This window comes from Pararhizobium arenae (assembly GCF_001931685.1).
In the GTDB taxonomy this organism is placed as follows: Bacteria; Pseudomonadota; Alphaproteobacteria; order Rhizobiales; family Rhizobiaceae; genus Pararhizobium; species Pararhizobium arenae.
This window is the reverse complement of sequence record NZ_MOOY01000005.1, coordinates 51,417-74,320: the sequence shown is the minus strand read 5'-3', so window position 1 is coordinate 74,320 and position 22,904 is coordinate 51,417. Positions and strand designations below refer to the sequence as shown.

Sequence of the window (22,904 nt, the reverse complement as noted above, 5' to 3'; positions counted from 1 at the left end):
ATGCGCGTCTGGCTTCCCTATCCGCTGCTGTTCTTCGGCCTTCTGACTGTCTGGCTGCTGATAAACCAGTCATTGTCCGTCGGGCAGATCATCCTGGGCTCGATCCTCTCGGCCCTGCTCGTCTGGATCATGGCCAATCTGAAGCCGCACAAATCGGTGCTGCGTCGGACACGCCTGTTCCTGCCGCTTGCAGCCCATATCGCGGTCGACGTCTTCCGCTCGAACATGGCAGTGATGATGGTGATCCTTCGGGCTGGCCGACGTCCGCTGAACTCCGGCTTCCTGACGATGAAAATCGAATTGGAAGACGAAAACGCGCTCGCCATGCTCGCCTGCATCCTGACGGCAACCCCGGGCACCGCCTGGCTGGAACATGACCGGCAGACCAAACTTCTGACGCTCCATGTGCTCGATCTCGAAAACGAGCAATACTGGATCGACCTCATCACAAGGCGCTATGTCACGCCATTGAAGGAGATTTTCGGATGAGCGAACTGCTGATCATCTGGACGATCCTCGTGTCGCAGATCCTTCTGACGCTCGCCATGGGCTGCGCGCTCTATCGCATGGTGCGTGGTCCTCGCGCACAGGATCGCATCCTGGGCCTCGATGCGCTCTATATCATCGCCATGCTGTTGCTGGTCACCTTCGGCATCCGCACGGCCAATACGATTTATTTCGAGGCGGCATTGATCATCGCCCTACTCGGTTTCGTCTCTTCCATCGCATTTGCCAAGTTCCTGATGCGCGGCGAGGTGATCGAATGAGCTATGTCACCGACCTTCCCGTCTGGGCTGCCATGATCGTCTGCCTGTTGCTGCTGGCAGGCTCGGGCCTGACACTCATCGGCGCACTCGGCCTGTTGAAGCTCGATACCTTCTACAGCCGCCTGCACGCGCCGACGCTTGCTGCCAGCGGCGGCGTGCTGCTCATCAGTCTTGCCTCGATGATCTGTTTTGCCGTTCTCCAGAGCCGCTGGATTTTTCACGAGGTTCTGATCGTGTCCTTCGTGGTTCTGACCACGCCGGTCACCCTGATGATGTTGGGGCAATCGGCGCTTTACCGCGACCGCTTCGAGAGCAAGAACGACGTCCCTTCGAAACCCCTAGGTGAAGCCCTTGATCCAGAACTCGATAAGGGTGCCGGCGTCTAAAAGCTATCCCGTCCTCGGAAACGTCGCTGATAGGCCGGGTCGTAAAGGGAGCTTTCCCGGAAATCGCTGGATGCCAGCGAACGGCCGACGAAGATCAGGGCCGTGCGCTCGATAGGATCGGCCGCGACCTTCGCTTGTATATCCCCGAGCGTGCCGCGCAGGATGCGCTCGTCCGGCCATGACGCCTTGACGACGATCGCCACCGGGCAATCTGCTCCGTAAAGCGGCGTCAATTCTTCCACCACCTGATCCAACGCATGGATCGCCAGATGAATGGCAAGCGTCGCCCCCGTTGCGCCGAAACCGGCAAGCGTCTCGGCATTCGGCATCGGCGAGGCACGGCCGGAGACGCGGGTGAGCACAAGGCTCTGGGCAACGGCGGGAATGGTCAGCTCCCTTCCAAGGGCGCTTGCCGCCGCAGCAAAGGACGGTACACCCGGCGTCATCGTGTAGTCGATACCGCGCGCGTCCAGCCGACGGATCTGTTCGGCCACCGCGCTCCAGACCGAGAGATCGCCCGAATGCAGCCGCGCCACATCCTCGCCGGCTTCAGCGGCGCGCACATATTCCGCCTCGATCTCGTCCAGTGACATCGGCGCGGTATCGATGATGCGCGCGCCTTGCGGGCAATATTGCAGAAGCTCAGGCGAAACGATCGAACCCGCATAGAGGCAGACCGGGCAGCGGGCGATCAGATCGCGTCCGCGCACCGTGATAAGGTCTGCAGCACCAGGGCCTGCGCCGATGAAATGCACTGTCATGATCGTTCCTCTCCGCCGAGGCGGTCCTCATCTCAAACGGGCTTCACCCAGGTCCATTGCGTCACCGGCATCGCCGGCTTCCACCCCGTCATGCTGCCGACCGGGCTCGCGCGGGCAATCTCGATACGGGTCAGGCTGCCGCCGAGCTTCGCCTGACAGGCAAGCAGCACCACCTCCATCTCGGTCGTGACAGCATTGGCAACCAGCCGCCCACCGAGACGAAGGGCAGAAAGCGCGGCTTCCATCACCCCATCCTCGCTGCCGCCGCCACCGATGAAAATCGCATCGGGCACTGGCAAGCCTTCCAGCGCTGCCGGCGCCGCACCCACGACAACCCGCAAATCCGGCACGCCAAACCGGGCCGCGTTGCGCGAAATCCGCGCCGCTCTCTCCGGCGAAGCCTCTATAGCAATCGCCCGCATTTCCGGATCACAGAGCATCCATTCGACCGAGATCGAGCCCGACCCGCCGCCGATGTCCCACAGCAGTTCTCCCCGCCGCGGTGCAAGCGCCGAAAGCGTCACCGCGCGGATTTTGCGCTTGGTGATCTGCCCGTCATGCTCGAAGAGCCCATCATCCAGCCCCGAGGCCAAGGTCAGCACCCGCGCATCCTGATCGGCCTGCACCTCGATTGCGCAGACATTCAAGGGATCGATGCCGCTGATCGCAAAGGCGGAAGCGACAAAGCTCGTCACCCGCTCCCGCTCGCCGCCCAGCGCCTCCAAAACCGTCAGTCGCGAGGCGCCGAAACCCTCTTCGGTCAAAAGCCGAGCCAACTCCTCCGGCCCCTGTTCATCCGAGGTCAGCGCAATCACCCGCGAGCCCGGCTGCAGATGCGGGCGGACGAGATCGAGCGGCCGCCCATGCAGCGAAACCATGACCGTATCCTGCAGCGCCCAACCCATGCGCGAGGCCGCAAGGCTAAAGGCGGAGGGTGCCGGAATAACCCGCATCTCCTCGCGCCCGATCCGCCGGCCAAGCGTCACGCCGACGCCGAAGAAGAACGGATCGCCGGAGGCAAGAACCACGACGGGCGTGCCGCGCAGCGCCACGACCTCATCCACCGAGCGCTCGAAGGGGCTGAGCCAGCACCGTCTCTCGCCGGTGATCGCCGTTTGCGCCAGCGCAATATGCCGCTTGCCGCCGAAGACGACAGCAGCCGACGCAAGCACCCGCTTGGCCTCGTCGCCGAGACCGGCTAGACCATCCTCGCCGATACCGATAACCGTCAGCCAACGCCCGTCCGAGGATGTCGTTTCAACCATGCCCCATATCCTGATCCTTGGCGGCACGACGGAATCCCGCCGGCTGGCCGAAAAACTGGCCGAAAGAGGCGATTGCGATATCACCCTGTCGCTCGCAGGTCGTACGGAAACGCCGATGGCGCAGCCCGTTCCGGTTCGCAGCGGCGGCTTTGGGGGCGTGGAAGGACTGGCTGCCTATCTGCGCGAACATCGGATCGACCTGATGATCGACGCCACTCATCCCTTCGCCGCCCGAATCTCCGCCAATGCCGCCGAGGCATCCCATCTCGCCGGCACACCGCTCATTGCCCTGCGCCGACCTGCGTGGGAACGGCTGAAAGGCGACCGCTGGACAAGCGTTGCCACCATGCCTGAAGCCGTTACCGCTCTCGGCGACATACCAAGGCGTGTCTTCCTCGCCATCGGCCGGCAAGAGGCCTTTTATTTCGAAGCCGCACCGCAGCACAGCTACCTCGTGCGCAGCGTCGATCCCGTCACCCGGGCGCTCGACCTGCCCGATGTCAGCTACATCCTCTCCGCCGGCCCCTTCGCCGAAGCGGATGAGCACCGTTTGCTCGTCGAAAACCGCATCGACGTCGTGGTCACGAAGAACAGCGGTGGCGATGCCACTTATGGCAAGATCGCAGCCGCGCGCAGACTGGGCCTGCCGGTGATCATGGTCGAGCGCAAAGCCACACCTGATGTGCAGACGGTCGGCACCGTTTCCGAGGCGCTTCTGGCTATCGATCACGCACTCTCCCTGGTGATGAAGCGCGGCGTATAGACGAGCGGCGCCTGGCCGGCTCGCTCGATCAGCCGCGTCTCGGGCGAGCCGATGATGACGCAGGTTGCCATATCGGCCTTCGAAGCATCCGCCTCGCCAAGCGGCATGATCTGCATCCGCTCGTCCGGCCGCCCTGCGGCCCGACCGAAGATCACCGGCGTCTCGCCCGGCAAGGTCTCCCGCAACAAAGACAAAGCCTCCCCGAGCTGCCACGGCCGCGCCTTGCTGATCGGATTATAGAGCGCGATCACCATGCCCGCCTCGGCCATCAACCGCAACCGTCGTGTGATGACATCCCAGGGCTTCAGATTGTCGGACAGCGAGATCGCGCAGAAATCATGCCCGAGCGGAGCGCCGACGCAAGCTGCAACCGCCAGCATCGCCGTCACGCCGGGCAGAATCGTAAGATCGATCGATCGCCATTCCTCCGGCCCGCCATCGATCGCTTCGCAGACGGCAGCCGCCATGGCAAACACACCCGGATCGCCACCGGACACGACGCACACCTTGCGGCCCGACGCGGCAAGCTTCAACGCCGCGCAGGCACGGTCCAGCTCTTCGCGATTGTCGGAAGCGATGTGGTTCTGATCCGACCTGAGCGCCAACCGGTCGAGATAGGGGCCGTAGCCCAGGAAATCGTCGGACGCTTCCACTGCTGCCCGTGTCTCCGGCGTCATCTGCTGCGCGCCGCCCGGCCCAGTGCCGATGACGTAAAGCTTGCCGCTCATGGCTTGTCCTTCCAGCCGGGCACCAGCACCAGCGAGAAATAGGGCGCTTCGTCGTTCTCTTTTTCGGCAAGCCGCGACAGCGCCGAATTCGCCATGGTGCCGCGCTCGACATAAAGCGCCTGTTCCAGGCGCCCGGCCGCAGCGAGAGCACGGCGAATCTTTGGAAGATTACGGCCGACCTTCATGATCACGGCCGCTTCCGTATCGAGCAGCCTGCGGCCAAGCTCGGCTTCCGCCATCGTGCCGGGCAGGACGGACAAAACATCATCGCCTTGCACGATCGGCACGCCCGCCAGAGACCAGCAGCCGGACATCGCGGTGATGCCCGGAATGACATCGGTGTTGAAGCGCCCGGCAAGCCGCACATGCAGGTGCATGTACGAGCCATAGAACAGGGGATCGCCCTCGCTCAGGACGGCAACGGTGCGCCCGGCGTCGAGATGCGCCGCCACCGCCTGCGCCGAAGCATCATAGAAGCCGGTGATGCTGGATTTGTAGTCGTCGTGATGCTTGTCGATCTCGGTGGTCGCCGTATCATTAAAAAANGTCGAGATGCGCCGCCACCGCCTGCGCCGAAGCATCATAGAAGCCGGTGATGCTGGATTTGTAGTCGTCGTGATGCTTGTCGATCTCGGTGGTCACCGGATAATAGAGCGGCAATTCGACCATACCGGGCTTCACCAGCCCGTCGACGATCGCACGCCCATTGCCGCGCCGGCCTTCCTTGGCGAAATAGGCGAGCACGTCGGCGCTCTCCAGCGCCTTTACCGCCTTGACGGTCAGAAGCTCCGGGTCGCCCGGGCCGGTCCCGACACCGATCAGTCGTCCCGCCGCGCTCACAGGCCTGGCCTCGCGAGCGAATTCAGTGCCGCCGCCGTCATGGCACTACCGCCGAGGCGGCCGCGGACGATGGCATAGGGCACGCCATAGGAATTTTCCGCCAGCGCATCCTTGGACTCCGCCGCACCGACGAAGCCGACCGGCATGCCAAGGATGGCCGCCGGCTTCGGCGCGCCGTCGCGCAGCAGTTCCAGCAGATAAAATAGCGCCGTCGGCGCATTGCCGATGGCAACGACCGCGCCGGCAAGCTTCGGCAGCCAGAGTTTCATCGCCGCCGCCGACCGGGTATTGCCGATCTCGCGCGCAATTTCCGGCACCTCCGGTTCGCGCAGCGTGCAGATCACTTCGTTCTCGGCCGGAAGGCGCGCGCGCGTCACCCCCTGCGCCACCATAAAGGCATCGCAGAAAATCGGTGCGCCGGCTTTCAGCGCGTCACGCGCTGCACCCACAAAACCGTCAGAAAACTCGAAATGCTGGGCCGCGTCCACCAGGCCGCAGGCATGCACCATGCGCACCGCCAGATCGGCCTCCTCCTCGGAAAAGCGCGAAAGATCGGCCTCGCTGCGAATGATGGCAAAGGAACGTTCGTAGATGGCGTTGCCATCCCGGATATAATCGTATTCAGGCATCTCTATCCCTGTTGAACCGCAGCGATGATGCGGCTTGCGCCGAGCCGTGTTAGGCAGGCACGCGCCGATTCGCCAGCGTGTTTCTCGCTCCGCACCAGCGCGTCGAGGCGCGACAGTGCTTCATCGAGCTTTTTTTCTTCGATGTAGACGCCTGGAAGGGTCGAGGCAGGTCCATTGACGACAAGCCCGTAGCCTGTTGGCGCACCGACAAGCGTCACCGGAGCGGACGCCGGATGCGCACAGCCCTTGGCGCAGCCCGAAACATGGACGGCAAAAGACCCATCGAGAAGTGCCGGCGCATCCGAAATTATGAGCCGCGCCGCGTGTTTGGTGTCCACCATCGCAGACGCGCAGGCCCCTTTGCCGGCACAGACCGCGACATGGTGGCCCTTATCCTTCGGGTCAGGCCGCAAGCCAAGCCGGGTCGCGCAACGGGCAAACGCATCGGCGGCATCTTCGGGTATCCCGAGAGCCAGCAGGGCATGATCGGGCGCAAGACGCAATTCCTGCGCTCCCAGAGACTTTGTTTCCTGCACAAACGCAATCAGTGCTTCCGCTTCGATCTGTCCGAAGGCAAGTGCTACTCCAAATGCCACACGGCCGGGACCAAGCGCATGCAGACCTGCCGGGTGCCTCGGCGAACGGGGCTCTGCAACAACCTTTTCGTCGGATGCAAACTCGGTAGCAACAAGATCACGCCCCCGCGCCCTCGGCCCAAGCGCGGACAGCCGTCGCAAAACATCCATGACAGCAGCGATCACCGCTTGCGTCGGCAACAGCGAAATCCGGATGGCCGACTGGGCATTGCCCGCCACTGCAAGCCGCCAAAGGAGCTTTCCATCGTTCATTTCGGCCGTCAGCCGGATATCGGACACAACGGCAGCAAGATCGAGCTGCCCGCCGCCATCAATGATGACGGAGAGCTTTGGCGCCAACACAAGCGGCGGGAAAGCGGTCTCGACAGCGGATCGCAAGGCGCCCGCCAAGGGAAGCGGATCGCAAAGCTCGGAGGGATCATACCCGGCGAGAGGCGGGGTTTCGATCGCAAGCCCCTGCGCCGGAACAATGCCCGCATCGGCAATGTCGTTGGCCAAAGGACCCACTGTTTCAAGGGAAAGCCCCCTGATCTGCAGGTTTCCACGCGCGGTAATATCGAGAATGCCATTGCCATGCCTGCGTGCCGCCTGCGCGAGCGCGATCAAGTGCTCCGGTGAGAGGCCGGGCGTGCCGGGCCGCAACCGCACGAGCAGACCATCCCCCGTCTGCATCGGTTGGGACAGGGTGGGACAGCCACCGCGACGCCGATCAGCCAGGACAACGAAAGCCGCGTCCCCTTCTGCTGATCTCCCGGCTGTTCCTGCGCTATCCACGTTTACTCAACTCCCGGGCAACGGCCCCGCCTGCGCCATTCTAACCAACTGCAATTGCCGCCGCCATCCTGCAAAACGAAGCAGGAGGACGCATTCGAGCAGGCGCTTCATGCGTCGAAATCAGCTCCGGAACGCATCAGATAGATATCCATGATCCAGCCATGCCGCGCCCGTGCCTCGGCGCGCGTCCTGGCGATCTCATCCCGCACCTCATGGAGCGGGCCGGAAATGACGATCTCCTGCTCGGTCCCGAGATAGGCGCCCCAGTAAATCCACGCTTCGGGATCGTTCACTTTTAAAAACGCCTGCTCGCCATCCAGCATGATAACCTTGGTGCGGCCTTTTTCGGCAACGCTTTCGGCAAGCCTGCGGCCCGTTGTGATCTCCACCGGCTTGCCCACGAGATTAAGCGGAATGCGATGCACGGCCGTCAGCGCTTGCAGGCTGGTGATGCCGGGAATGACGGAGAAATCGAAAACAACACGCCCCCGCGTCCTCACCCGCTCGATGATGCGGATCGTGCTGTCGTAGAGCATCGGATCGCCCCAGACGAGAAAGGCGGCCCGGTCCGTTTCTCCCACATTGTCTTTGAGCAAGTTCTCGTAGATCTCGGCGATGGCGGCATGCCAGTCATCGACGCTGCGGTCATAGGAACGGTCGCGTGTTTCCCGCACCGGCACATCGAATTCTACGACGCGTATCCGGGTGTTGCTGACATAACGGTCGATAATGTCACGGCGGATATCGGCAAGCTGCGCCTTGCTCTCGCCCTTCTTCGGCACGAAAAGCACCTCTGCGCCGTTGAGCGCATTGATCGCCTGAACCGTCATATGCTCCGGATTGCCGGCACCGATGCCGACGATCAGAATATGCCTCATGGAAAGCTCCGCCCCGTTTCCCCGCCTGTTTGGCGGATCGATCCCGCGGATGCAAGCCGGCAAACGTTTCCCTGAAAATGAAAACAGGGAGGAGGTTGCGTCATATCGATTCATTTCCGGTTTTTTTTCCAAAATAAACATGGAAAAACCGTGATGCCTCAACTATGAGATCGGCCTATTCGTTTCATGACTTTAAAAAAGCGCGGTTTGCTACGAAAAGCGGTGAGCCGGCGACAGCAGAGGCTGCAGAATTGCTGCACAGTGAGCACTGTCTTTAAAATTGAAGTGTCTTGTTTCGAAAGTAACAGGGCAAATCAATGACAAGCTTTTACCAATAAACTCGCAATGAATAAGCGGGCCTGATCATTCCGGCCCCGTAGCGACGAGCAAACGAATGACATTATCTCAGAAGCAGCGCGCCTCGGAACCGGCACAGGCGCTTCGAAACTGCAAGACTGCCTTCATCGGCGTCGGCATCGCCAGCGCGCTGGTCAACATTCTGTACCTGACCGGCTCGTTCTTCATGCTCGAGGTCTATGACCGCGTTTTGCCGAGCCGCAGCATTCCGACCCTGATCGCGCTCTGCATCCTCGCCCTTCTGCTCTATGCCTTCCAGGGCGCCTTCGAAATGATGCGCGGCCGCATGCTGGTGCGCATCGCCGGCGCGCTCGATGAAGCGATGAGCGCGCGCATCTACCGCACGATCGTTCAGGCACCGCTGAAGCTGCGCACCCATGGCGACGGCCTGCAGGCCCTGCGCGATTTCGATCAGGTCCGTGCCTTTCTTTCCGGCAGCGGCCCATCCGCCTTTTTCGATCTGCCTTGGCTGCCGTTCTACATTCTGATCTGCTTCCTGTTTCACCCGATGATCGGCATCGTCTCCATCATCGGCTCGCTGATCCTCATCGTCCTCACCTTCCTTACCAATCGCGGAACGCAGGCGCCGTCCAAGCGCGCCTCCGAGGCCGGCAACATGCGCAATGCTTTTGCCCAGTCATCCCAGCGTAATGCCGAGGTGATGCAGGCCATGGGCATGCTCGGCCGCATGTCGCGCAAATGGGACGAGCGCAACGAAACCTACCGCGAGGAAAACCGGCTGACCTCGGACGTCGGCAATGGTTATGGCGCGCTTTCCAAGGTGTTCCGAATGGCGCTGCAATCCGGCGTGCTGGCCACAGGTGCCGTGCTCGTCATCGAAGGCCTCGCCTCTCCCGGCATCATCATTGCCGGCTCGATCCTGACCGCCCGTGCGCTTGCGCCGGTGGAACTTGCCATCGGCAACTGGCGTGGTTTCGTCAGCGCCCGCCAGAGCTGGGGCCGCTTGAATGAACTCCTGAAAGCCATGCCCGAGCGCGATGCGCCCCTGGAGCTACCGGCGCCACGCGAACGGCTGACAGCCGAAGGCTTGGCCGGCGGGCCTCCCGGTGCCCAGCGCCTGACCTTCGCCGATGTGAACTTCACGCTGCGCGCCGGCAGCGCGCTCGGCATCATCGGCCCGAGCGCCTCCGGCAAGTCGTCGCTTGCCCGCGCCCTGATCGGCATCTGGCCCGCTTTCCGCGGTTCCGCGCGCCTTGATGGCGCAGCCCTCGATCAGTGGGACAGCGACCGGCTCGGTCGCCACATCGGCTATCTGCCGCAGGACGTCGAGCTTTTCGCCGGCACGGTGGCGCAGAACATTGCCCGCTTCGAAGAAGGGGCGACAGCGGATGCGATCGTGGCTGCTGCTCGTGCCGCGCGCGTCAACGATCTGATCCTGAAGCTGCCAAACGGTTACGAGACGGAAATAGGCGATGGCGGTGCCGCGCTTTCGGCCGGCCAGCGGCAACGTGTGGCGCTTGCCCGCGCATTGTACAACGACCCCTTCCTCGTGGTGCTCGATGAGCCCAACTCGAACCTCGACGCGGAAGGCGAACAGGCCTTGAGCGAAGCGATCATGTCCGTTCGCCAGCGCGGCGGCATCGTCATCGTCATCGCCCACCGCCCAAGCGCCCTTGCCGCGGCGGACATGGTGCTGATGATGAACGAGGGCCGCATGCAGGCCTTCGGTCCCAAGGAAGAGGTTTTGAGCAAGATTCTGCGTCAGGACAACCGGCAACCACAAGTCGCCGGCCCGGCAACCCTGAAGGTCGTTGGCGAAGGACAGGACGACGCATCATGAGCGACATTCAGAACACAGCGAAACCCGTAAACTCCCGCCGGTCGCTACGCAGCCACATAATCGCGGTGCTTGTTCTGTCCACTGCGCTGGTCGCCGGCGTGGGCGGCTGGGCCGCGACGACGGAACTGTCGAGCGCCATCGTTGCCAGCGGCACCGTCGTCGTGGAAAACAATGTCAAGAAGATCCAGCATTTGACCGGCGGTATCGTCGGCGAGCTGCTGGTCAAGGAAGGTGACCGCGTCGATGCCGGCCAGGTCCTGCTGCGCCTGGATGCCACGACGGTTCGCGCCAACCTTTCGATTGTGCAGAACACGCTTGCCCAGCTTTACGCCCGCCGCGCCCGTCTTCTGGCCGAGCAGAGCAGCAGCGGCACCTTCACGATCCCGGAAGACTTGACGAAGCTGACCACCGCCACCGCGGCACAAGTGCTGGAAGAAAGCGAACGCAAGCTCTTCGTCAGTCGCGTGAACGCACTGGCCAGCATGAAAGACCAGCTCGCCTCGCGAAAGGACCAGCTCAAGGATGAAACGGAAGGCCTGACCGTTCAGCTGACCGCGATAGAAGATGCCCTGAAGCTGATCGCCGAGGAACTGAACGGCCTTGAGAAACTCTACAAGGAGGGCCTGGTTTCGATGCAGCGCGTGACGACGCTGAAGCGGGAACGGGCGCAGCTTGAAGGGGATCGCGGTGCCCGTCTCGCCGCACGCGCGCAGGCGGCGGGCAAGTCCAGCGAAATCGATCTGCAGATACTGCAGCTGGAAGAAGATCGCCGCACGGAAGTCGCCAAGGAACTGACTGAAGTCGAAGCCAAGATTTCGGAGTATGAAGACCGTCAGGTCGCGGCCATCGACCAGTTGAAACGGCTCGACATCACCGCGCCGCTCGCCGGTCGCGTCTACCAGCTTGCGGTCCACACCATCAACGGCGTCATCAACCCCGGCGAACAGCTGATGCTCGTCGTGCCCGAAGCCGACAGCCTGACGGTGGAAGCAAGAATCGCAACCCATGACATCGACCAGATCCGGCTCGGTCAGCCCGTGGAACTGGTCTTCAGCGCCTTCAACCAGCGCACCACGCCCGTCATCGATGGCGAAGTCGTCACCATCGCACCGGACCTCGTGACCGATCAGCGTACCGGGATCAGCTATTACCCGATCCGTGTTCGCCCGAAACCGGAAAGCGTGAAGAAACTGCAAGGCCTGACGCTTTACCCCGGCATGCCTGCGGAAGTTTTCGTCAAGATCGCCGACAGAACGGTGATCTCCTATCTCGCAAAGCCGTTGACCGAACAGATGCGGCATACGTTCCGGGAAGACTGACATCGCTGCGGGGCAATCTGCCCCGCATTTCTTTTGCACTGCAAAAACCCGTGGCATCCGCGGTGCCTCGGGTATATGGCTGCCAATCATGTCTCCCAAAACCACCGGCTATATCTTCGTTCTCCTGGCGATCACGATCTTTTCGATCCAGGATGCGATCTCGAAATATCTCGGCAGCCTCTATCCGCCCGTCCTCATCACGATGATCCGTTACTGGGTGTTCGCGGCCTTCGCGCTTGCCTGGGCCGCCCGCTCGCCCGGCGGCCTGCTGGCGGCATTCAAGACAAAATGGCCGGTGCTTCAGACCTTGCGCGGCGTTTTGCTTGCCGGCCAGATCGTCGTCGTCATCACCGCCTTTGCAAGGGTCGGACTTGCGCACTCGCAGGCCATTTTTTCCGCCGGGCCCATCTTTGTCGCCCTGCTCTCGATGCCTATCCTCGGCGAGCGCGTTGGCTGGCGGCGCTGGTCGGCGATCATCGTCGGTCTCTTGGGCGTTCTTCTGATCCTCAAACCCGGCGATGCCGGCTTCGACGTGAACGTCCTGATCCCAATGGCGTCAGCGCTGGTTTTTGCATTCTACGTCATCGCCACGCGGCTGGTGAGCCACGACGACACATCGACGACCAGCTTCCTGTACACCGGCGTTGCCGGGGCGGTTGCCATCAGCTTGATCGGCCCCTTCTACTGGACGCCGCTCGCAGCCGGTGACTGGTTCTGGATGATCCTCTTGTGCATTACCGGGACGACGAGCCATTTTTGCCTGATCAAGGCCTACGAACATCTGGACGCCGCCGAGGTCCAACCGCTGACCTATCTTCAGCTTGTTTTCGCCTCCGTCATCGGCGTCTCGATTTTTGGAGAGACCTTGCATCTCAACACCGTTGCCGGCTCCGCAATCGTCGTCGCTGCCGGTATTTTTACAGTCTGGCGGGAAGCCGTCGTTGCGCGCCGTGAGGCGCGAACGGTTTCGAAAAACGCCGGTCAGCCGCTGACGTAGCGACGACGTTACAGATTGTCCGGCAAAGTCCAATCGATCGGCGAAGAGCCCTTGGAAACGAGGAAGTCGTTTGCCCGGGAGAAGGGACGACTTCCGAAAAACCCGTTATGGGCCGATAGCGGCGATGGATGCGGCGACGTCAGAACGAGGTGTCGCGAGCGATCGACAAAGGCCGCCTTTTTCTGGGCATAGGAACCCCACAGAATGAAAACGACCGGATGAGTCTGCTCGTTGACAGCGCGAATGATCGCGTCGGTAAAACGTTCCCATCCCTTTCCCTGGTGGGACGCCGCCATCGATCGCTCCACGGTCAGGACGCTGTTGAGCAGCAGGACACCCTGCTGTGCCCAATACTCGAGGAAACCGTGGGCCGCGGGTTTCAGGCCGAGATCGCTCTGGAGTTCCTTGAAAATATTGACGAGCGATGGCGGGATGCGCACGCCCGGCTTTACGCTGAAGGACAATCCATGGGCCTGTCCCTCTCCATGATAAGGGTCCTGGCCCAAGATCACCACCCGCACCTTGTCAAGCGGGGTTAGATCGAGCGCCCGGAAATACTCCGACCCTCTCGGGAAAATTACCTTGCCCTGGGTCTTCTGTTCAAGCAGAAAAGCCTTGAGATCTGCCATGTATGGTTGTGAAAATTCTCCGGAAAGCGCCAATTTCCAGCTTTCCTCCAAGCGCACGCTTAAGTCCATGACGGCTGTTCCTGCCTCGCCCAAAACACCGGGATAGTAGTGCGCCAGCACGGAGAGGCAAGAAATTCGTGCAGTCAGCTTTTCAGGGATGATTAAATCGTAATTCTCTAAATCAACCAACGGAATATTGAATGTTGCGTTCTGCAAGAAAAATTTTCGGGCAATTTCAGCTAGGAAGCCCGGTATTCCCGAAAGTCGCAGGTGCAATTTTATAGATAAATTTTAACAAAACTTTCATCAAATTATACCAATAGTTGTATTCCAAGCCGCCGCGACCGACGAACCAGACCGGGGCCGCTTGGCAAGCGCCACAAACCCGACAGCAAACGTCGAGGCAAAGAGGGTGCAGCCGGGCAGTTCGAGAACAATCAGGCGGTGTGTCAACCGCAACGACAGGACCCGGTGACCCCGGACAAATATACGGTCAATCGCTTGGAGGCGACAATGGGCATGCATCTTCCCGGTTTTGGCGGAGACTCTCGCGCGATCCTCGCTGCGATGAACAAGTCGCAGGCCATCATAGAATTCGATCTGCAGGGCAATATCCTGCACGCAAACGCGAACTTCTGCGCAGCACTTGGTTACGCGCTCGCCGAGATCAAGGGAAAACACCATCGCATCTTCGTCGATCCCGCCGAAGCCGCGAGTTCCGAATATCGCGAGTTCTGGGGCAAACTCGCCCGTGGCGAGTTCCAGAGCATGCAGTATCGCCGCATCACCAAGAGCGGCCGCGACATCTGGATCGAGGCGTCCTACAATCCCATCTTCCGCGGCGGCAAGCCTTACAAGGTCGTGAAGTTTGCGACCGACATTACCGCCGTCAAATTGAAGGCGATGGAAGATGCCGGCAAGCTCTCTGCCGCGTCGCGCTCGCAGGCGATCATCGAGTTCACACCGACGGGAGAGATTCTCGCCGCCAATGAGAATTTCTGCGCGGCCGTCGGCTACCAGCTTTCTGAGATCAAGGGCCAGCACCACCGCATCTTCTGCGATCCGTCCTATGTTGCCACCGAAGAATACCGCACATTCTGGGACAAGCTCGGCCGTGGGGAGTTTCTGGCGAATGAGTTCGTACGCTACGGGAAAGGCGGCAAGGAAATCTGGATCCAAGCCACCTACAACCCTATCGTCGATATCCACGGCAAGGTCATCAAGGTCGTGAAGTTCGCGACCGATGTCACCGAACGCATGGGCGCCGTGGGCGCACTTGCCACCGCCATGAAGAGCCTTGCCGACGGCGATCTCACGCAGAGGCTGGACAAGGCCTTCGTACCGACGATGGAGAAGCTGCGGCATGACTTCAACGACGCCGTGGAAAAGCTAAAAGACGCCATGACCTCCGTGGGACGCAACGCCCAGGCGATCGCGGCGAGTTCCGGCGAAATCCGCGCTGCGGCCGACGATCTGGCGAAACGGACGGAACGTCAGGCTGCATCGGTAGAAGAGACCGCCGCCGCGCTTGAGGAAATCACCATGACGGTGTCCGACTCCAGCAGACGCGCCGAAGAAGCCGGCAATCTCGTCATGGCCACACGCAACAACGCTGAACGCTCCGGAACCGTTGTCCGCAATGCCGTCGCGGCCATGAGCCAGATAGAGGATTCCTCCCGCGGCATTTCCAACATCATCGGCGTGATCGACGAGATCGCCTTCCAGACGAATTTGCTGGCTCTGAACGCCGGCGTCGAGGCGGCGCGGGCCGGCGAAGCCGGAAAGGGTTTTGCCGTGGTTGCCCAGGAAGTGCGCGAACTCGCCCAGCGTTCCGCCACGGCTGCAAAGGAAATCAAGGCGCTGATCCGGACCTCCGGCGAGCATGTCAAGAACGGCGTTTCCCTTGTCGGCGAAACCGGCAAGGTGCTGGAAGTGATCGTCTCGCAGGTGGAGGACATCAACACCAATGTCTCGGCGATCGTCGGCGGCGCCCGGGAGCAGGCAACCGGCCTGCAGGAAATCAACCATGCCGTCAACGCCATGGACCAGGGCACGCAACAGAATGCCGCCATGGTGGAACAGCAGACCGCCGCCAGCCACTCGCTTGCAAAGGAAGCCGAGGCGCTTTTTGCAATGCTCGGCCAGTTCAAAGTCGGCAACGGCAACAGCGGACCCGTGGCGGCGGATGTGAGCCGCAGCCGCCCGGTCTCATCCCCCGCACGCCGCATGACAGCTCAAGTTGCCCATGCCTTCTCCGGAAATGCAGCCAAAGCCGAGCAGAGCTGGGAAGAGTTCTGATCTCTCGAACTTCGCTTTGAATGGAAAAAACGGCGCACTGAAAAGGGCGTCGTTTTTGTTTTCTGCGCGACCATCTCGACCGCTCGATGGCGCCCCGGCATTTTCCATGCCGCTCCATGGCCTGTTCCTGCTATCGGATGTCGCGAAACGGATGGACGGGTGGGCGGGCGGCGCGCTAGCTTCTCCCACAATCCGGTATCGGACAGACCCTGAAATTGAGAGACCGACGACGATGAAAAGCTACGTGCTGACCGTATCCTGCAAATCCACCCGCGGCATTGTTGCGGCCATCACCGGTTATCTCGCCGACAAGGGCTGTTACATCGTCGACAGCTCGCAGTTCGATGACCTGCAGACCGGCTTGTTCTTCATGCGTCTCACCTTCACCAGCCAGGAAGGCGCAACGACCGAGGAGCTCGAGAAGGGTTTCGTGCCGGTCGCCGACAAGTTTGCGATGAACTGGGAACTGCACAACAGCGAGCACCGCATGAAGGTGCTGTTGATGGTGTCGCGTTTCGGGCACTGCCTCAACGACCTTCTCTATCGCTGGAAGATCGGCGCTTTGCCGATTGACATCGTCGGCGTCGTCTCAAACCACTTCGATTACCAGAAGGTCATCGTCAACAACGACATTCCCTTCCACCACATCAAGGTGACCAAGGACAACAAGCCGCAGGCCGAAACGCGCCTCATGGAGATCGTCGAGCAATCCGAAGCAGAGCTGATCGTGCTTGCCCGCTACATGCAGGTTCTCTCGGATGCGGTCTGCAAGAAGATGTCCGGCCGCATCATCAACATCCACCACTCGTTCCTGCCGAGCTTCAAGGGCGCCAACCCCTACAAGCAGGCCTTCGAGCGTGGCGTGAAGCTGATCGGCGCCACGGCGCATTACGTCACCGAGGATCTCGATGAAGGTCCGATCATCGAGCAGGACGTTGCTCGCATTACCCATGCGCAGTCACCGGATGACTACGTCTCGATCGGTCGCGATGTCGAAAGCCAGGTTCTGGCGCGCGCCGTGCACGCCCACATCCATCACCGCGTCTTCATGAACGGTAACAAGACCATCGTCTTCCCGGCCAGCCCCGGGTCTTACGCTTCCGAGCGCATGGGCTGATCCGCAAAAGCTCCCTCCGTCATGGTCGGGCTTGACCCGACCATCGTCAGGCGTTTGATTTTACGAAACTTTAGCAGATCCTCGGCTCGTTGGCCGAGGATGACGGTGGAGTTGTTTGCGGCAATCAAGCAAGGGCGTTCGCCAGCGCCGGCATGCCTGTTGGCCGCAAATGTTTGCGAAGCGCCGCAATGCGGAAGATCGCATTCGCCGCGCCATATCCCTTGTAGCCCCGCCGTTCGACGATCTCGAAAAACAGGCCTTCGCCATAGGTCGGGCTGTAAAGCTGGAAATATTCTCCACTGTCATCGCGATCGTAGAGAATGTTAAAGCGCTGTAGTCGCTCGCAGAGGTCTGGTTCAAGGCCAAACCGCGCTTCCAGATCGTCGTAATAGTTCGGCGAGATCGCCAGCGGCACGAAGCCGCTTTGCGCCAGCTTCTCGGCAGTGGCAAAGATGTCGTCGGTCTTGAAGGCGATATGCTGGATGCCGGAACCGAAAGTTTCGGCGATAAAGTGGCCGGCGAGCGTGTTGCGGTTCTCCGCCCCGTTCATCGTGATGCGCAACGTACCCTCGGCATTTTCCACCACCTGACTGCGCACGATGCCGGAGGGATCGATGATATCGACCAGTGGCGTTTTATGGGCCGCGAAGATCGAGGTGTAGAACAAAAGCCAGGTCAGCAGTTCGTCATAGCGCATGGTCTGGGCGAGATGGTCGATCGCCGTCAGCCCGGCGTCCGACGGAATACCGTCTTCGATGGGATCGAACTCGATATCCCAGATCTTGCCGAGGGCACTCCTGCGATCGAGGAAATAGACAAGACCGCCGCCGACGCCGCGCACCGCCGGCATTTCGATTTCGCCCGGATCAAGTGGCTGCTCGAAGCGCTCCGCCCCAAGCGCCACGGCCCGCGCCAGCGCGGCCTCGGCATCGTTCACCATCAGCCCCATGGCATAAGCGGATGCGCCATGCACGAGATAGGATGCGTTGGCAAAACCGCCCTCGTCCATATTGACGACGAGATTGATCGCACCCTGGCGGAACACGACCACATTCTTGCTCTTGTGTTTTGCCGCCTTGCGAAAACCCAGCGTGCGGAACAGCGCTTCAAGCTGCGGTGCCTCTGCTTCGTCAATCGTGAACTCGACAAAGGAGACGCCTTCGACGGCACTGCGCGCCGGCATCTCCGGCACATCCATCGCCACATCCGGCAACGCGCGCTTCACCTGATCGCCGAGATAAAACAGCGATCGATGCCCGTCATTGGCGATTGCGCGGGGCAGCCCGCCACGAAACTGGTCGTTGAAGATTTCGAGCGAGAGATAGCCGTCGTAACCCGTCTCCGCTACAGCCTTCATGAACTCGAGCACCGGCAGGTCGCCCTCGCCCGGCATGTTGCGGAAGTGGCGGCTCCAGTAGAGCAGGTCCATGTCGAACAGCGGCGCATCGGCGAGCTGGATGATGAAGATCTTTTCCTTTGGAATGGAGCGGATCGAATTGACGTCGATCTTGCGCGACAGCGTGTGGAAGCTGTCGAGAATCAGGCCGATATTGGGATGATCGGCACGGCGCACGATTTCCCAGGCATCCCGGTGATCGTTGATATGCCGCCCCCAGGCCAGCGCCTCGTAGCCAACGCGCAACCCGCGTTTCGCTGCGCGTTCGCCAAGTTCTTGAAAATCCGCCGCCGCCCGATCGATGCCGCCAAGGGCCGCCGAAGAAACATTGGAGCAGACAAGCACGAGGTCCGTGCCCATCTCCTGCATGACATCGAACTTGCGCTCGGCCCGGTCAAAGGTGCGGCTGCGCAAAGGCTCCGGCATGCCCTCGAAATCGCGGAAGGGTTGGAAAAGCGTGATCTCCAGCCCATGATCGCGCACGATATTGCCCACCTGACGCGGGCTTTCGTCGAAAACCAGAAAATCGTTCTCGAAGATTTCGACGCCATCGAAACCCGCTTTGGCGATGGCTTCCAGCTTTTGCCTGAGATCGCCGCTCAGCGATACGGTCGCAATGGAGGTCTTCATCGGCGTCTCCTTGTTTCGAGATCAGGAGGTCAGGGATTTGAAGTGCGCCAGCATGCGGTCGACATCCGGATCGCGGCCGGTGAAAAGGCGAAACGCCCCAACCGCCTGGAAAACCGCCATGCCACCGCCATCGAGCGTGCGGCAACCAAGCTCGCGCGCAGCCTTCAGAAGTGCGGTTTCCAGCGGGAAATAAACGATCTCGGCCACCCAATGGCGTTGATCGAGCAGCTCTGCTGGCAAGGGCAGGCCAGGATGTTTTGCCATGCCGGTCGGCGTTGCGTGGATGAGGCCGGAGGCCGAGCGCATTGAAGCCGCAAGGTCTCTGCCGGTTGCGATGCTTGCATCCGGAAAGAGCGCAGAAAGCGCCTCGACGAGATCAACGGCCCGCTCCGGCTCACGGTCGAAGATTGCCAGTTTCCGCACGCCGAGCGACAGGATTGCATAGGCGGTGGCAGCACCGGCTCCACCGGCACCCAGTTGCACGACGGAATCCAACTCCGCATCCGGCAGTCCGCGGCGAAAGCTTTCGGCAAAACCCCACCAGTCGGTGTTGTGACCATAGCGGCGACCGTTCTTCAGAACGACCGTGTTGACGGCGCGCAGATCGCGCGCTTCTCCGGAAAGTTCGTCCAGAAACGGGATGATGGCCTGCTTACAGGGATGAGTGATGTTGAGACCGCTCAGGCCACGCGCTTCGGCATCCGCCAGAAGCTTCGGCAGATCGTCCGGTGTCGCGCCGAGCTGAGACAGGTCCAGCAACTCGTAATCGTAGGAGAACCCTTGTGCCGCGCCCTCGCGCATATGCATCGCGGGTGTGAGCGAGGCCTGGATACCGGAGCCGATCAATGCGGCCTTGATCGGCTTGAGGAGTGTCTCGGTCATATCGGCAGCTTTCGTTTCGAGGAAAAGCCGGCCCGCCCTCAGGCGGCGGGCCGGCGATTGTTTTACTGGCCGCGCGCGGCGTCGAGTTCCTTGAACAGCGCCGCAACGGTATCGGCACCGATCTCAGCAGAGAACTTGTCGATCAGCGGCTTCACCGCATCGCGCAGCTTCTGGGTTTCCTCCGGCGAAAGCTCGCTGACTTCCATGCCGGTCGCCTTGATGTCCTCGATCGCCTTGGCATCGAATTCGCGGGAAACCTGGCGCTGGTAGTCGCGTGCTTCGGTGGCGGCGGACTGGATGACAGCCTTCTCCTCGTCGTTCAGCGTATCCCAGAACTTCTTGCTGATGAGCACGATCTGCGGGTTGTACTGATGACGGGTGACCGTCATGTACTTCTGCACTTCGTAGAACTTGGCGTTCAGGATGTTGGCGGCGGGATTTTCCTGGCCGTCGACCGTGCCGGTTTCGAGCGCGGTGTAGAGTTCCGTGTAAGGCAGCGGCACGGCATTGGCGCCGAGGCTGTTGAACAGCTCGATCGGGATCGGCGACTGGATGGTGCGGATCTTCAGGCCCTTGATGTCTTCCAGCGTGGTCACCGGACGACGGTTGTTGGTGAGGTTGCGGAAGCCAAGCTCCCAATAGGCGAGACCAACAAGGCCGGTATCCGGCAAAAGATTGATAAGGCTGGTGCCAAAGGCGCCATCCATGATCTTGTCGGCTTCTGCCCCATCATTGAACAGGAACGGCAGATCGACCGCACCGAAAGCCTTGGCGTTGCTCGCCAGAATGCCGGCGTTCAGAACGGTCATTTCAATGACACCGCCCTGCAGCGCCGAAACGGTCTGGACGTCGCCGCCAAGCACGCCGCCCGGAAACAGCTTGATCTCGATCTTGCCGCCGCTCTTTTCCTTCACAAGCTCGGCAAACTTCTCCATGCCGGTGACCTGCGGATGGCCCTTGTTGTTGGCCGAGGCGAACTTGATCGTGTGTTCGTTGATTTCGGCAGCCGAAGGGCCTGCCATCAAAAGAGCGATCGGAAACGCAAGTCCGAGCGCAAGGCGTGTCATTTTGGTCAGCATGTTAGTCCTCCCGTTTTGGCCGGTTTCTCCCTCCGGCCGGTTGCAGATTGCCTTCTTGAAAAGGCGCTTTCAGGCTCAATGTCCGAACCATGCGACCGGCGCGGTCACCAGTTGCGGGAACAGGACGAGCAGGAAAAGAACGATGAGTTCGGCGATGAGGAAGGGCATGACACCCTTCATCAGGTCTTCCATCGATAGCTTGGATACGCCGCAGATCACGTTGAGCACGGTGCCGACAGGCGGCGTGATCAAGCCGATGGAATTGTTGATAATGAACAGCACCCCGAAATAGACGGGATCGATGCCGGCTTCTTTGATGATCGGCATCAGCACCGGCGTCATGATCAGGATGGTCGGGGTCATGTCCATGGCGGTCCCCACCACGACGACCAAGGCCATGATCGCAAGCAGGAGCAGCGTCTGGTTGCCCATCAGCGGCTCGATCATCCTGGCGAGATCGCCGGGAACATCGGCGACGGTGATCAGCCAGGCCGAGACCGAAGCGCAGGCAACCAGGAACATGACGATTGCGGTGATCTTGGCTGCTGCTACAAAGACATGGAACAGCTTCGACGGCGGCAGCTCGCGATACACCACCATAGCAACGAAGAGCGAATAGACGGCGGCAACGACGCCGGCCTCTGTCGGGGTGAACACGCCGAACTTCAAACCGACAATGATGATCAGCGGCAGCAGCAGTGCCCAGACGCTCTCACCAAGCGCCTTCCAGCGGACGGCAGCCGGCTGGCGGGGCGGAAGCTGGAACTGCTCCTTGCGCGCGACCAGAAGCCAGGTGATGCAGAGCGCTGCACCAATCATCAGGCCCGGGAAGATACCCGCCAGAAAGAGCTTGGTGATCGAAACACCACCAACCACACCATAAAGAATGAAACCGATCGACGGCGGAATGATCGGACCGATGATCGAAGCCGATGCGATGAGACCGCCGGCACGGGCCGGATTGTGGCCCGATTTCAGCATCATCGGCAGCAGCAGCGCGCCAAGCGCGGCAGCATCGGCAACCGCCGAACCGGAGAGGCTCGCCATGATGCAGGCGGCGAAGATCGCCACGAAGCCGAGACCGCCGCGGATATGCCCGACCATGACCATGGCAAGATTGATGATGCGCTTGGAAAGGCCGCCGACATTCATAACTTCGCCAGCCAGCATGAAAAACGGCACGGCCATCAGCGGAAAGCTGTCCGCGCCGTTCAGCACGTTCTGCGCGACGATCTGCGCATCGAACAGGTCCATATACATCATCAGCGCAACGCCGCTGATAATCAGGGCAAAGGCGATGGGAACGCCCAGCGCCATGGGGCCGAGAAGTGCACCGAGAAAGATGGTTACGGTCATCGTCGCGCCCTCAATGCTTTAGGATGGGGTTGGCAAGTGTGGCAGGCTCTTCCAGAGCCGCCTGCTCCTCGCTGTCACGAACGAATTCCGCGGTCTTCACATCGACGCGGCCTGTGGCGATCGAAAAGGTATCCCAGAGCAAAAGCAGCAATGCGGGAACACCGAAGGCGAGACCGGCGCCATAGAACCACGCCATGGAGATGCCGGTGGCCGGTGCCGAAACGTTGAGATTGATGATCGTCTGGGTCCAGCTGCCGCTGATCAGAAGCCACGTCGCCCAGATCATCAACGCATGACCGAGAAGAGCCGCAAATTTTGCGGCTGCTGGAGGAAGCCGGCGCAGCACCATGTCCATGCCGAGATGCCCGTGTTCGCGCATCGCAACCAAGGCGCCGAGGAAGGTGAGCCAGATGAAGAACATCCGCGACAGTTCCTCGGAATAAGTGATGCCGGTGTCAAACGCATAACGCAGCACGACATTGCCGAAGACCAGAACAACCATGCCTGCCAGCAGCAGGGCAATGGTGATCTTCACCAGCAGAAAACAGAAATCGATTGCCTTGGTCATGATGCCTCCCGGTTTTCGTTTGTTGAAACGGGGAGCATATCAGACCTCACGGCCGGCTCCTCCCAACGAACGGTCGCGGTCCCTCCTC

Annotated in this window: 23 protein-coding genes and 1 pseudogene; 10 read left to right on the top strand and 14 right to left on the bottom strand. The window is 61.0% G+C overall.

Annotation, left to right across the window (positions count from 1 at the left end; all coding sequences use genetic code 11):
- From BLX89_RS12155 to mnhG, 3 genes are read left to right on the top strand one after another with little or no spacing between them, the layout of a single operon-like run.
- The gene (locus tag BLX89_RS12155; protein ID WP_075291186.1) at positions 1 to 489 is read left to right on the top strand and encodes a Na+/H+ antiporter subunit E; all 489 of its coding nucleotides are present in this window, start codon (positions 1 to 3) and stop codon (positions 487 to 489) included.
- The gene (locus BLX89_RS12150) at positions 486 to 767 is read left to right on the top strand and encodes a K+/H+ antiporter subunit F (protein ID WP_075291185.1); all 282 of its coding nucleotides are present in this window, start codon (positions 486 to 488) and stop codon (positions 765 to 767) included. The genes BLX89_RS12155 and BLX89_RS12150 overlap by 4 nt, the downstream gene beginning before the upstream one ends.
- On the top strand, positions 764 to 1,153 hold the full coding sequence (gene mnhG, locus BLX89_RS12145) for a monovalent cation/H(+) antiporter subunit G (protein ID WP_075291184.1): 390 nt from the start codon (positions 764 to 766) through the stop codon (positions 1,151 to 1,153). The genes BLX89_RS12150 and mnhG overlap by 4 nt, the downstream gene beginning before the upstream one ends.
- Here the strand turns inward: mnhG and cobM are convergent.
- The gene (gene cobM / locus BLX89_RS12140) at positions 1,150 to 1,914 is read right to left on the bottom strand and encodes a precorrin-4 C(11)-methyltransferase (RefSeq protein ID WP_075291183.1); all 765 of its coding nucleotides are present in this window, start codon (positions 1,912 to 1,914) and stop codon (positions 1,150 to 1,152) included. The two genes, mnhG and cobM, sit on opposite strands and share 4 nt — an antisense overlap.
- Before the next feature lie 32 nt (positions 1,915 to 1,946).
- Complete coding sequence (cbiE, locus tag BLX89_RS12135; RefSeq protein WP_075291182.1) at positions 1,947 to 3,179, bottom strand: precorrin-6y C5,15-methyltransferase (decarboxylating) subunit CbiE; 1,233 nt, start codon at positions 3,177 to 3,179, stop codon at positions 1,947 to 1,949.
- Here cbiE and BLX89_RS12130 point away from each other — a divergent pair.
- Positions 3,178 to 3,942 (top strand): cobalt-precorrin-6A reductase, encoded by a 765-nt coding sequence (locus BLX89_RS12130; protein ID WP_075291181.1) that lies wholly within the window; start codon positions 3,178 to 3,180, stop codon positions 3,940 to 3,942. The two genes, cbiE and BLX89_RS12130, sit on opposite strands and share 2 nt — an antisense overlap.
- Here the strand turns inward: BLX89_RS12130 and BLX89_RS12125 are convergent.
- The 6 genes and pseudogenes from BLX89_RS12125 to cobF form a co-directional block, all read right to left on the bottom strand.
- Complete coding sequence (locus tag BLX89_RS12125) at positions 3,906 to 4,670, bottom strand: precorrin-3B C(17)-methyltransferase (RefSeq protein ID WP_075291180.1); 765 nt, start codon at positions 4,668 to 4,670, stop codon at positions 3,906 to 3,908. The two genes, BLX89_RS12130 and BLX89_RS12125, sit on opposite strands and share 37 nt — an antisense overlap.
- Positions 4,667 to 5,215 (bottom strand): annotated as a pseudogene (locus BLX89_RS12120) (precorrin-2 C(20)-methyltransferase); the annotation flags it as partial. The gene BLX89_RS12125 and the pseudogene BLX89_RS12120, both read right to left, overlap by 4 nt.
- A gap of 1 nt (position 5,216) precedes the next feature.
- The coding region (locus tag BLX89_RS12115; protein ID WP_245292819.1) for an SAM-dependent methyltransferase at positions 5,217 to 5,510 on the bottom strand (294 nt) is incomplete at its 3' end.
- Positions 5,507 to 6,139 (bottom strand): precorrin-8X methylmutase, encoded by a 633-nt coding sequence (locus tag BLX89_RS12110; protein ID WP_075291179.1) that lies wholly within the window; start codon positions 6,137 to 6,139, stop codon positions 5,507 to 5,509. The genes BLX89_RS12110 and BLX89_RS12115, both read right to left, overlap by 4 nt.
- Positions 6,140 to 6,141: 2 nt before the next feature.
- A complete protein-coding gene (gene cobG / locus BLX89_RS12105) occupies positions 6,142 to 7,509 on the bottom strand; it encodes a precorrin-3B synthase (protein WP_425348611.1) in 1,368 nt (455 codons plus the stop codon).
- 107 nt (positions 7,510 to 7,616) lie between these two features.
- Complete coding sequence (cobF, locus tag BLX89_RS12100) at positions 7,617 to 8,387, bottom strand: precorrin-6A synthase (deacetylating) (RefSeq protein ID WP_075291178.1); 771 nt, start codon at positions 8,385 to 8,387, stop codon at positions 7,617 to 7,619.
- Between cobF and BLX89_RS24655 the strand changes: the two genes are divergently transcribed.
- The 4 genes from BLX89_RS24655 to BLX89_RS12085 all read left to right on the top strand — a co-directional run bounded on the left by BLX89_RS24655 (position 8,386) and on the right by BLX89_RS12085 (position 12,861).
- A complete protein-coding gene (locus tag BLX89_RS24655; RefSeq protein WP_158025955.1) occupies positions 8,386 to 8,541 on the top strand; it encodes a hypothetical protein in 156 nt (51 codons plus the stop codon). The genes cobF and BLX89_RS24655 overlap by 2 nt on opposite strands.
- Positions 8,542 to 8,781: 240 nt before the next feature.
- The gene (locus tag BLX89_RS12095; protein WP_075291177.1) at positions 8,782 to 10,545 is read left to right on the top strand and encodes a type I secretion system permease/ATPase; all 1,764 of its coding nucleotides are present in this window, start codon (positions 8,782 to 8,784) and stop codon (positions 10,543 to 10,545) included.
- Positions 10,542 to 11,864, top strand: a complete 1,323-nt coding sequence (locus BLX89_RS12090; protein WP_075291176.1) for an HlyD family type I secretion periplasmic adaptor subunit — start codon at positions 10,542 to 10,544, stop codon at positions 11,862 to 11,864. Before BLX89_RS12095 ends, BLX89_RS12090 begins: the two co-directional genes overlap by 4 nt.
- Before the next feature lie 88 nt (positions 11,865 to 11,952).
- A complete protein-coding gene (locus BLX89_RS12085; RefSeq protein WP_075291175.1) occupies positions 11,953 to 12,861 on the top strand; it encodes a DMT family transporter in 909 nt (302 codons plus the stop codon).
- 8 nt (positions 12,862 to 12,869) lie between these two features.
- On the opposite strand, the gene ung is transcribed toward BLX89_RS12085, so the two are convergent.
- Positions 12,870 to 13,559: a uracil-DNA glycosylase gene (gene ung, locus BLX89_RS12080; protein WP_075291174.1), complete on the bottom strand. Its 690-nt coding sequence runs from the start codon at positions 13,557 to 13,559 to the stop codon at positions 12,870 to 12,872.
- 450 nt (positions 13,560 to 14,009) lie between these two features.
- Here ung and BLX89_RS12075 point away from each other — a divergent pair, with 450 nt between their 5' ends.
- Both BLX89_RS12075 and purU read left to right on the top strand, forming a co-directional pair.
- Entirely contained in the window at positions 14,010 to 15,788 is a 1,779-nt protein-coding gene (locus BLX89_RS12075) for a methyl-accepting chemotaxis protein (protein ID WP_143523619.1), read from the top strand.
- A gap of 232 nt (positions 15,789 to 16,020) precedes the next feature.
- Entirely contained in the window at positions 16,021 to 16,905 is an 885-nt protein-coding gene (gene purU, locus BLX89_RS12070) for a formyltetrahydrofolate deformylase (RefSeq protein ID WP_075291172.1), read from the top strand.
- Positions 16,906 to 17,029: 124 nt separating this feature from the next.
- On the opposite strand, the gene BLX89_RS12065 is transcribed toward purU, so the two are convergent.
- The 5 genes from BLX89_RS12065 to BLX89_RS12045 all read right to left on the bottom strand — a co-directional run bounded on the left by BLX89_RS12065 (position 17,030) and on the right by BLX89_RS12045 (position 22,816).
- Positions 17,030 to 18,931, bottom strand: coding sequence for a bifunctional sugar phosphate isomerase/epimerase/4-hydroxyphenylpyruvate dioxygenase family protein (locus BLX89_RS12065; RefSeq protein WP_075291171.1), 1,902 nt, complete (start codon positions 18,929 to 18,931; stop codon positions 17,030 to 17,032).
- 21 nt (positions 18,932 to 18,952) lie between these two features.
- Positions 18,953 to 19,813: a shikimate dehydrogenase gene (locus BLX89_RS12060; RefSeq protein ID WP_075291170.1), complete on the bottom strand. Its 861-nt coding sequence runs from the start codon at positions 19,811 to 19,813 to the stop codon at positions 18,953 to 18,955.
- A gap of 62 nt (positions 19,814 to 19,875) precedes the next feature.
- Complete coding sequence (locus BLX89_RS12055; protein ID WP_075291169.1) at positions 19,876 to 20,892, bottom strand: TRAP transporter substrate-binding protein; 1,017 nt, start codon at positions 20,890 to 20,892, stop codon at positions 19,876 to 19,878.
- 75 nt (positions 20,893 to 20,967) lie between these two features.
- Positions 20,968 to 22,248, bottom strand: coding sequence for a TRAP transporter large permease subunit (locus BLX89_RS12050; RefSeq protein WP_075291168.1), 1,281 nt, complete (start codon positions 22,246 to 22,248; stop codon positions 20,968 to 20,970).
- Between the two features lie 10 nt (positions 22,249 to 22,258).
- Entirely contained in the window at positions 22,259 to 22,816 is a 558-nt protein-coding gene (locus BLX89_RS12045) for a TRAP transporter small permease (RefSeq protein WP_075291167.1), read from the bottom strand.
- Between the last annotated feature and the right edge of the window lie 88 nt (positions 22,817 to 22,904).

Coding starts and splice junctions, on each gene's coding strand:
- BLX89_RS12150 (WP_075291185.1), top strand. CDS start 486: ATGAGCGAACTGCTGATCATCTGGACGATCCTCGTGTCGCAGATCCTT.
- BLX89_RS12090 (WP_075291176.1), top strand. CDS start 10,542: ATGAGCGACATTCAGAACACAGCGAAACCCGTAAACTCCCGCCGGTCG.
- cobF (WP_075291178.1), bottom strand. CDS start 8,387: ATGAGGCATATTCTGATCGTCGGCATCGGTGCCGGCAATCCGGAGCAT.
- BLX89_RS12125 (WP_075291180.1), bottom strand. CDS start 4,670: ATGAGCGGCAAGCTTTACGTCATCGGCACTGGGCCGGGCGGCGCGCAG.
- cobM (WP_075291183.1), bottom strand. CDS start 1,914: ATGACAGTGCATTTCATCGGCGCAGGCCCTGGTGCTGCAGACCTTATC.
- BLX89_RS12110 (WP_075291179.1), bottom strand. CDS start 6,139: ATGCCTGAATACGATTATATCCGGGATGGCAACGCCATCTACGAACGT.
- BLX89_RS12060 (WP_075291170.1), bottom strand. CDS start 19,813: ATGACCGAGACACTCCTCAAGCCGATCAAGGCCGCATTGATCGGCTCC.
- BLX89_RS12095 (WP_075291177.1), top strand. CDS start 8,782: ATGACATTATCTCAGAAGCAGCGCGCCTCGGAACCGGCACAGGCGCTT.
- purU (WP_075291172.1), top strand. CDS start 16,021: ATGAAAAGCTACGTGCTGACCGTATCCTGCAAATCCACCCGCGGCATT.
- BLX89_RS12065 (WP_075291171.1), bottom strand. CDS start 18,931: ATGAAGACCTCCATTGCGACCGTATCGCTGAGCGGCGATCTCAGGCAA.
- BLX89_RS12075 (WP_143523619.1), top strand. CDS start 14,010: ATGCATCTTCCCGGTTTTGGCGGAGACTCTCGCGCGATCCTCGCTGCG.
- cbiE (WP_075291182.1), bottom strand. CDS start 3,179: ATGGTTGAAACGACATCCTCGGACGGGCGTTGGCTGACGGTTATCGGT.
- mnhG (WP_075291184.1), top strand. CDS start 764: ATGAGCTATGTCACCGACCTTCCCGTCTGGGCTGCCATGATCGTCTGC.
- BLX89_RS12050 (WP_075291168.1), bottom strand. CDS start 22,248: ATGACCGTAACCATCTTTCTCGGTGCACTTCTCGGCCCCATGGCGCTG.
- ung (WP_075291174.1), bottom strand. CDS start 13,559: ATGGACTTAAGCGTGCGCTTGGAGGAAAGCTGGAAATTGGCGCTTTCC.
- BLX89_RS12085 (WP_075291175.1), top strand. CDS start 11,953: ATGTCTCCCAAAACCACCGGCTATATCTTCGTTCTCCTGGCGATCACG.
- BLX89_RS12045 (WP_075291167.1), bottom strand. CDS start 22,816: ATGACCAAGGCAATCGATTTCTGTTTTCTGCTGGTGAAGATCACCATT.
- BLX89_RS12130 (WP_075291181.1), top strand. CDS start 3,178: ATGCCCCATATCCTGATCCTTGGCGGCACGACGGAATCCCGCCGGCTG.
- BLX89_RS24655 (WP_158025955.1), top strand. CDS start 8,386: ATGGAAAGCTCCGCCCCGTTTCCCCGCCTGTTTGGCGGATCGATCCCG.
- BLX89_RS12155 (WP_075291186.1), top strand. CDS start 1: ATGCGCGTCTGGCTTCCCTATCCGCTGCTGTTCTTCGGCCTTCTGACT.
- BLX89_RS12055 (WP_075291169.1), bottom strand. CDS start 20,892: ATGCTGACCAAAATGACACGCCTTGCGCTCGGACTTGCGTTTCCGATC.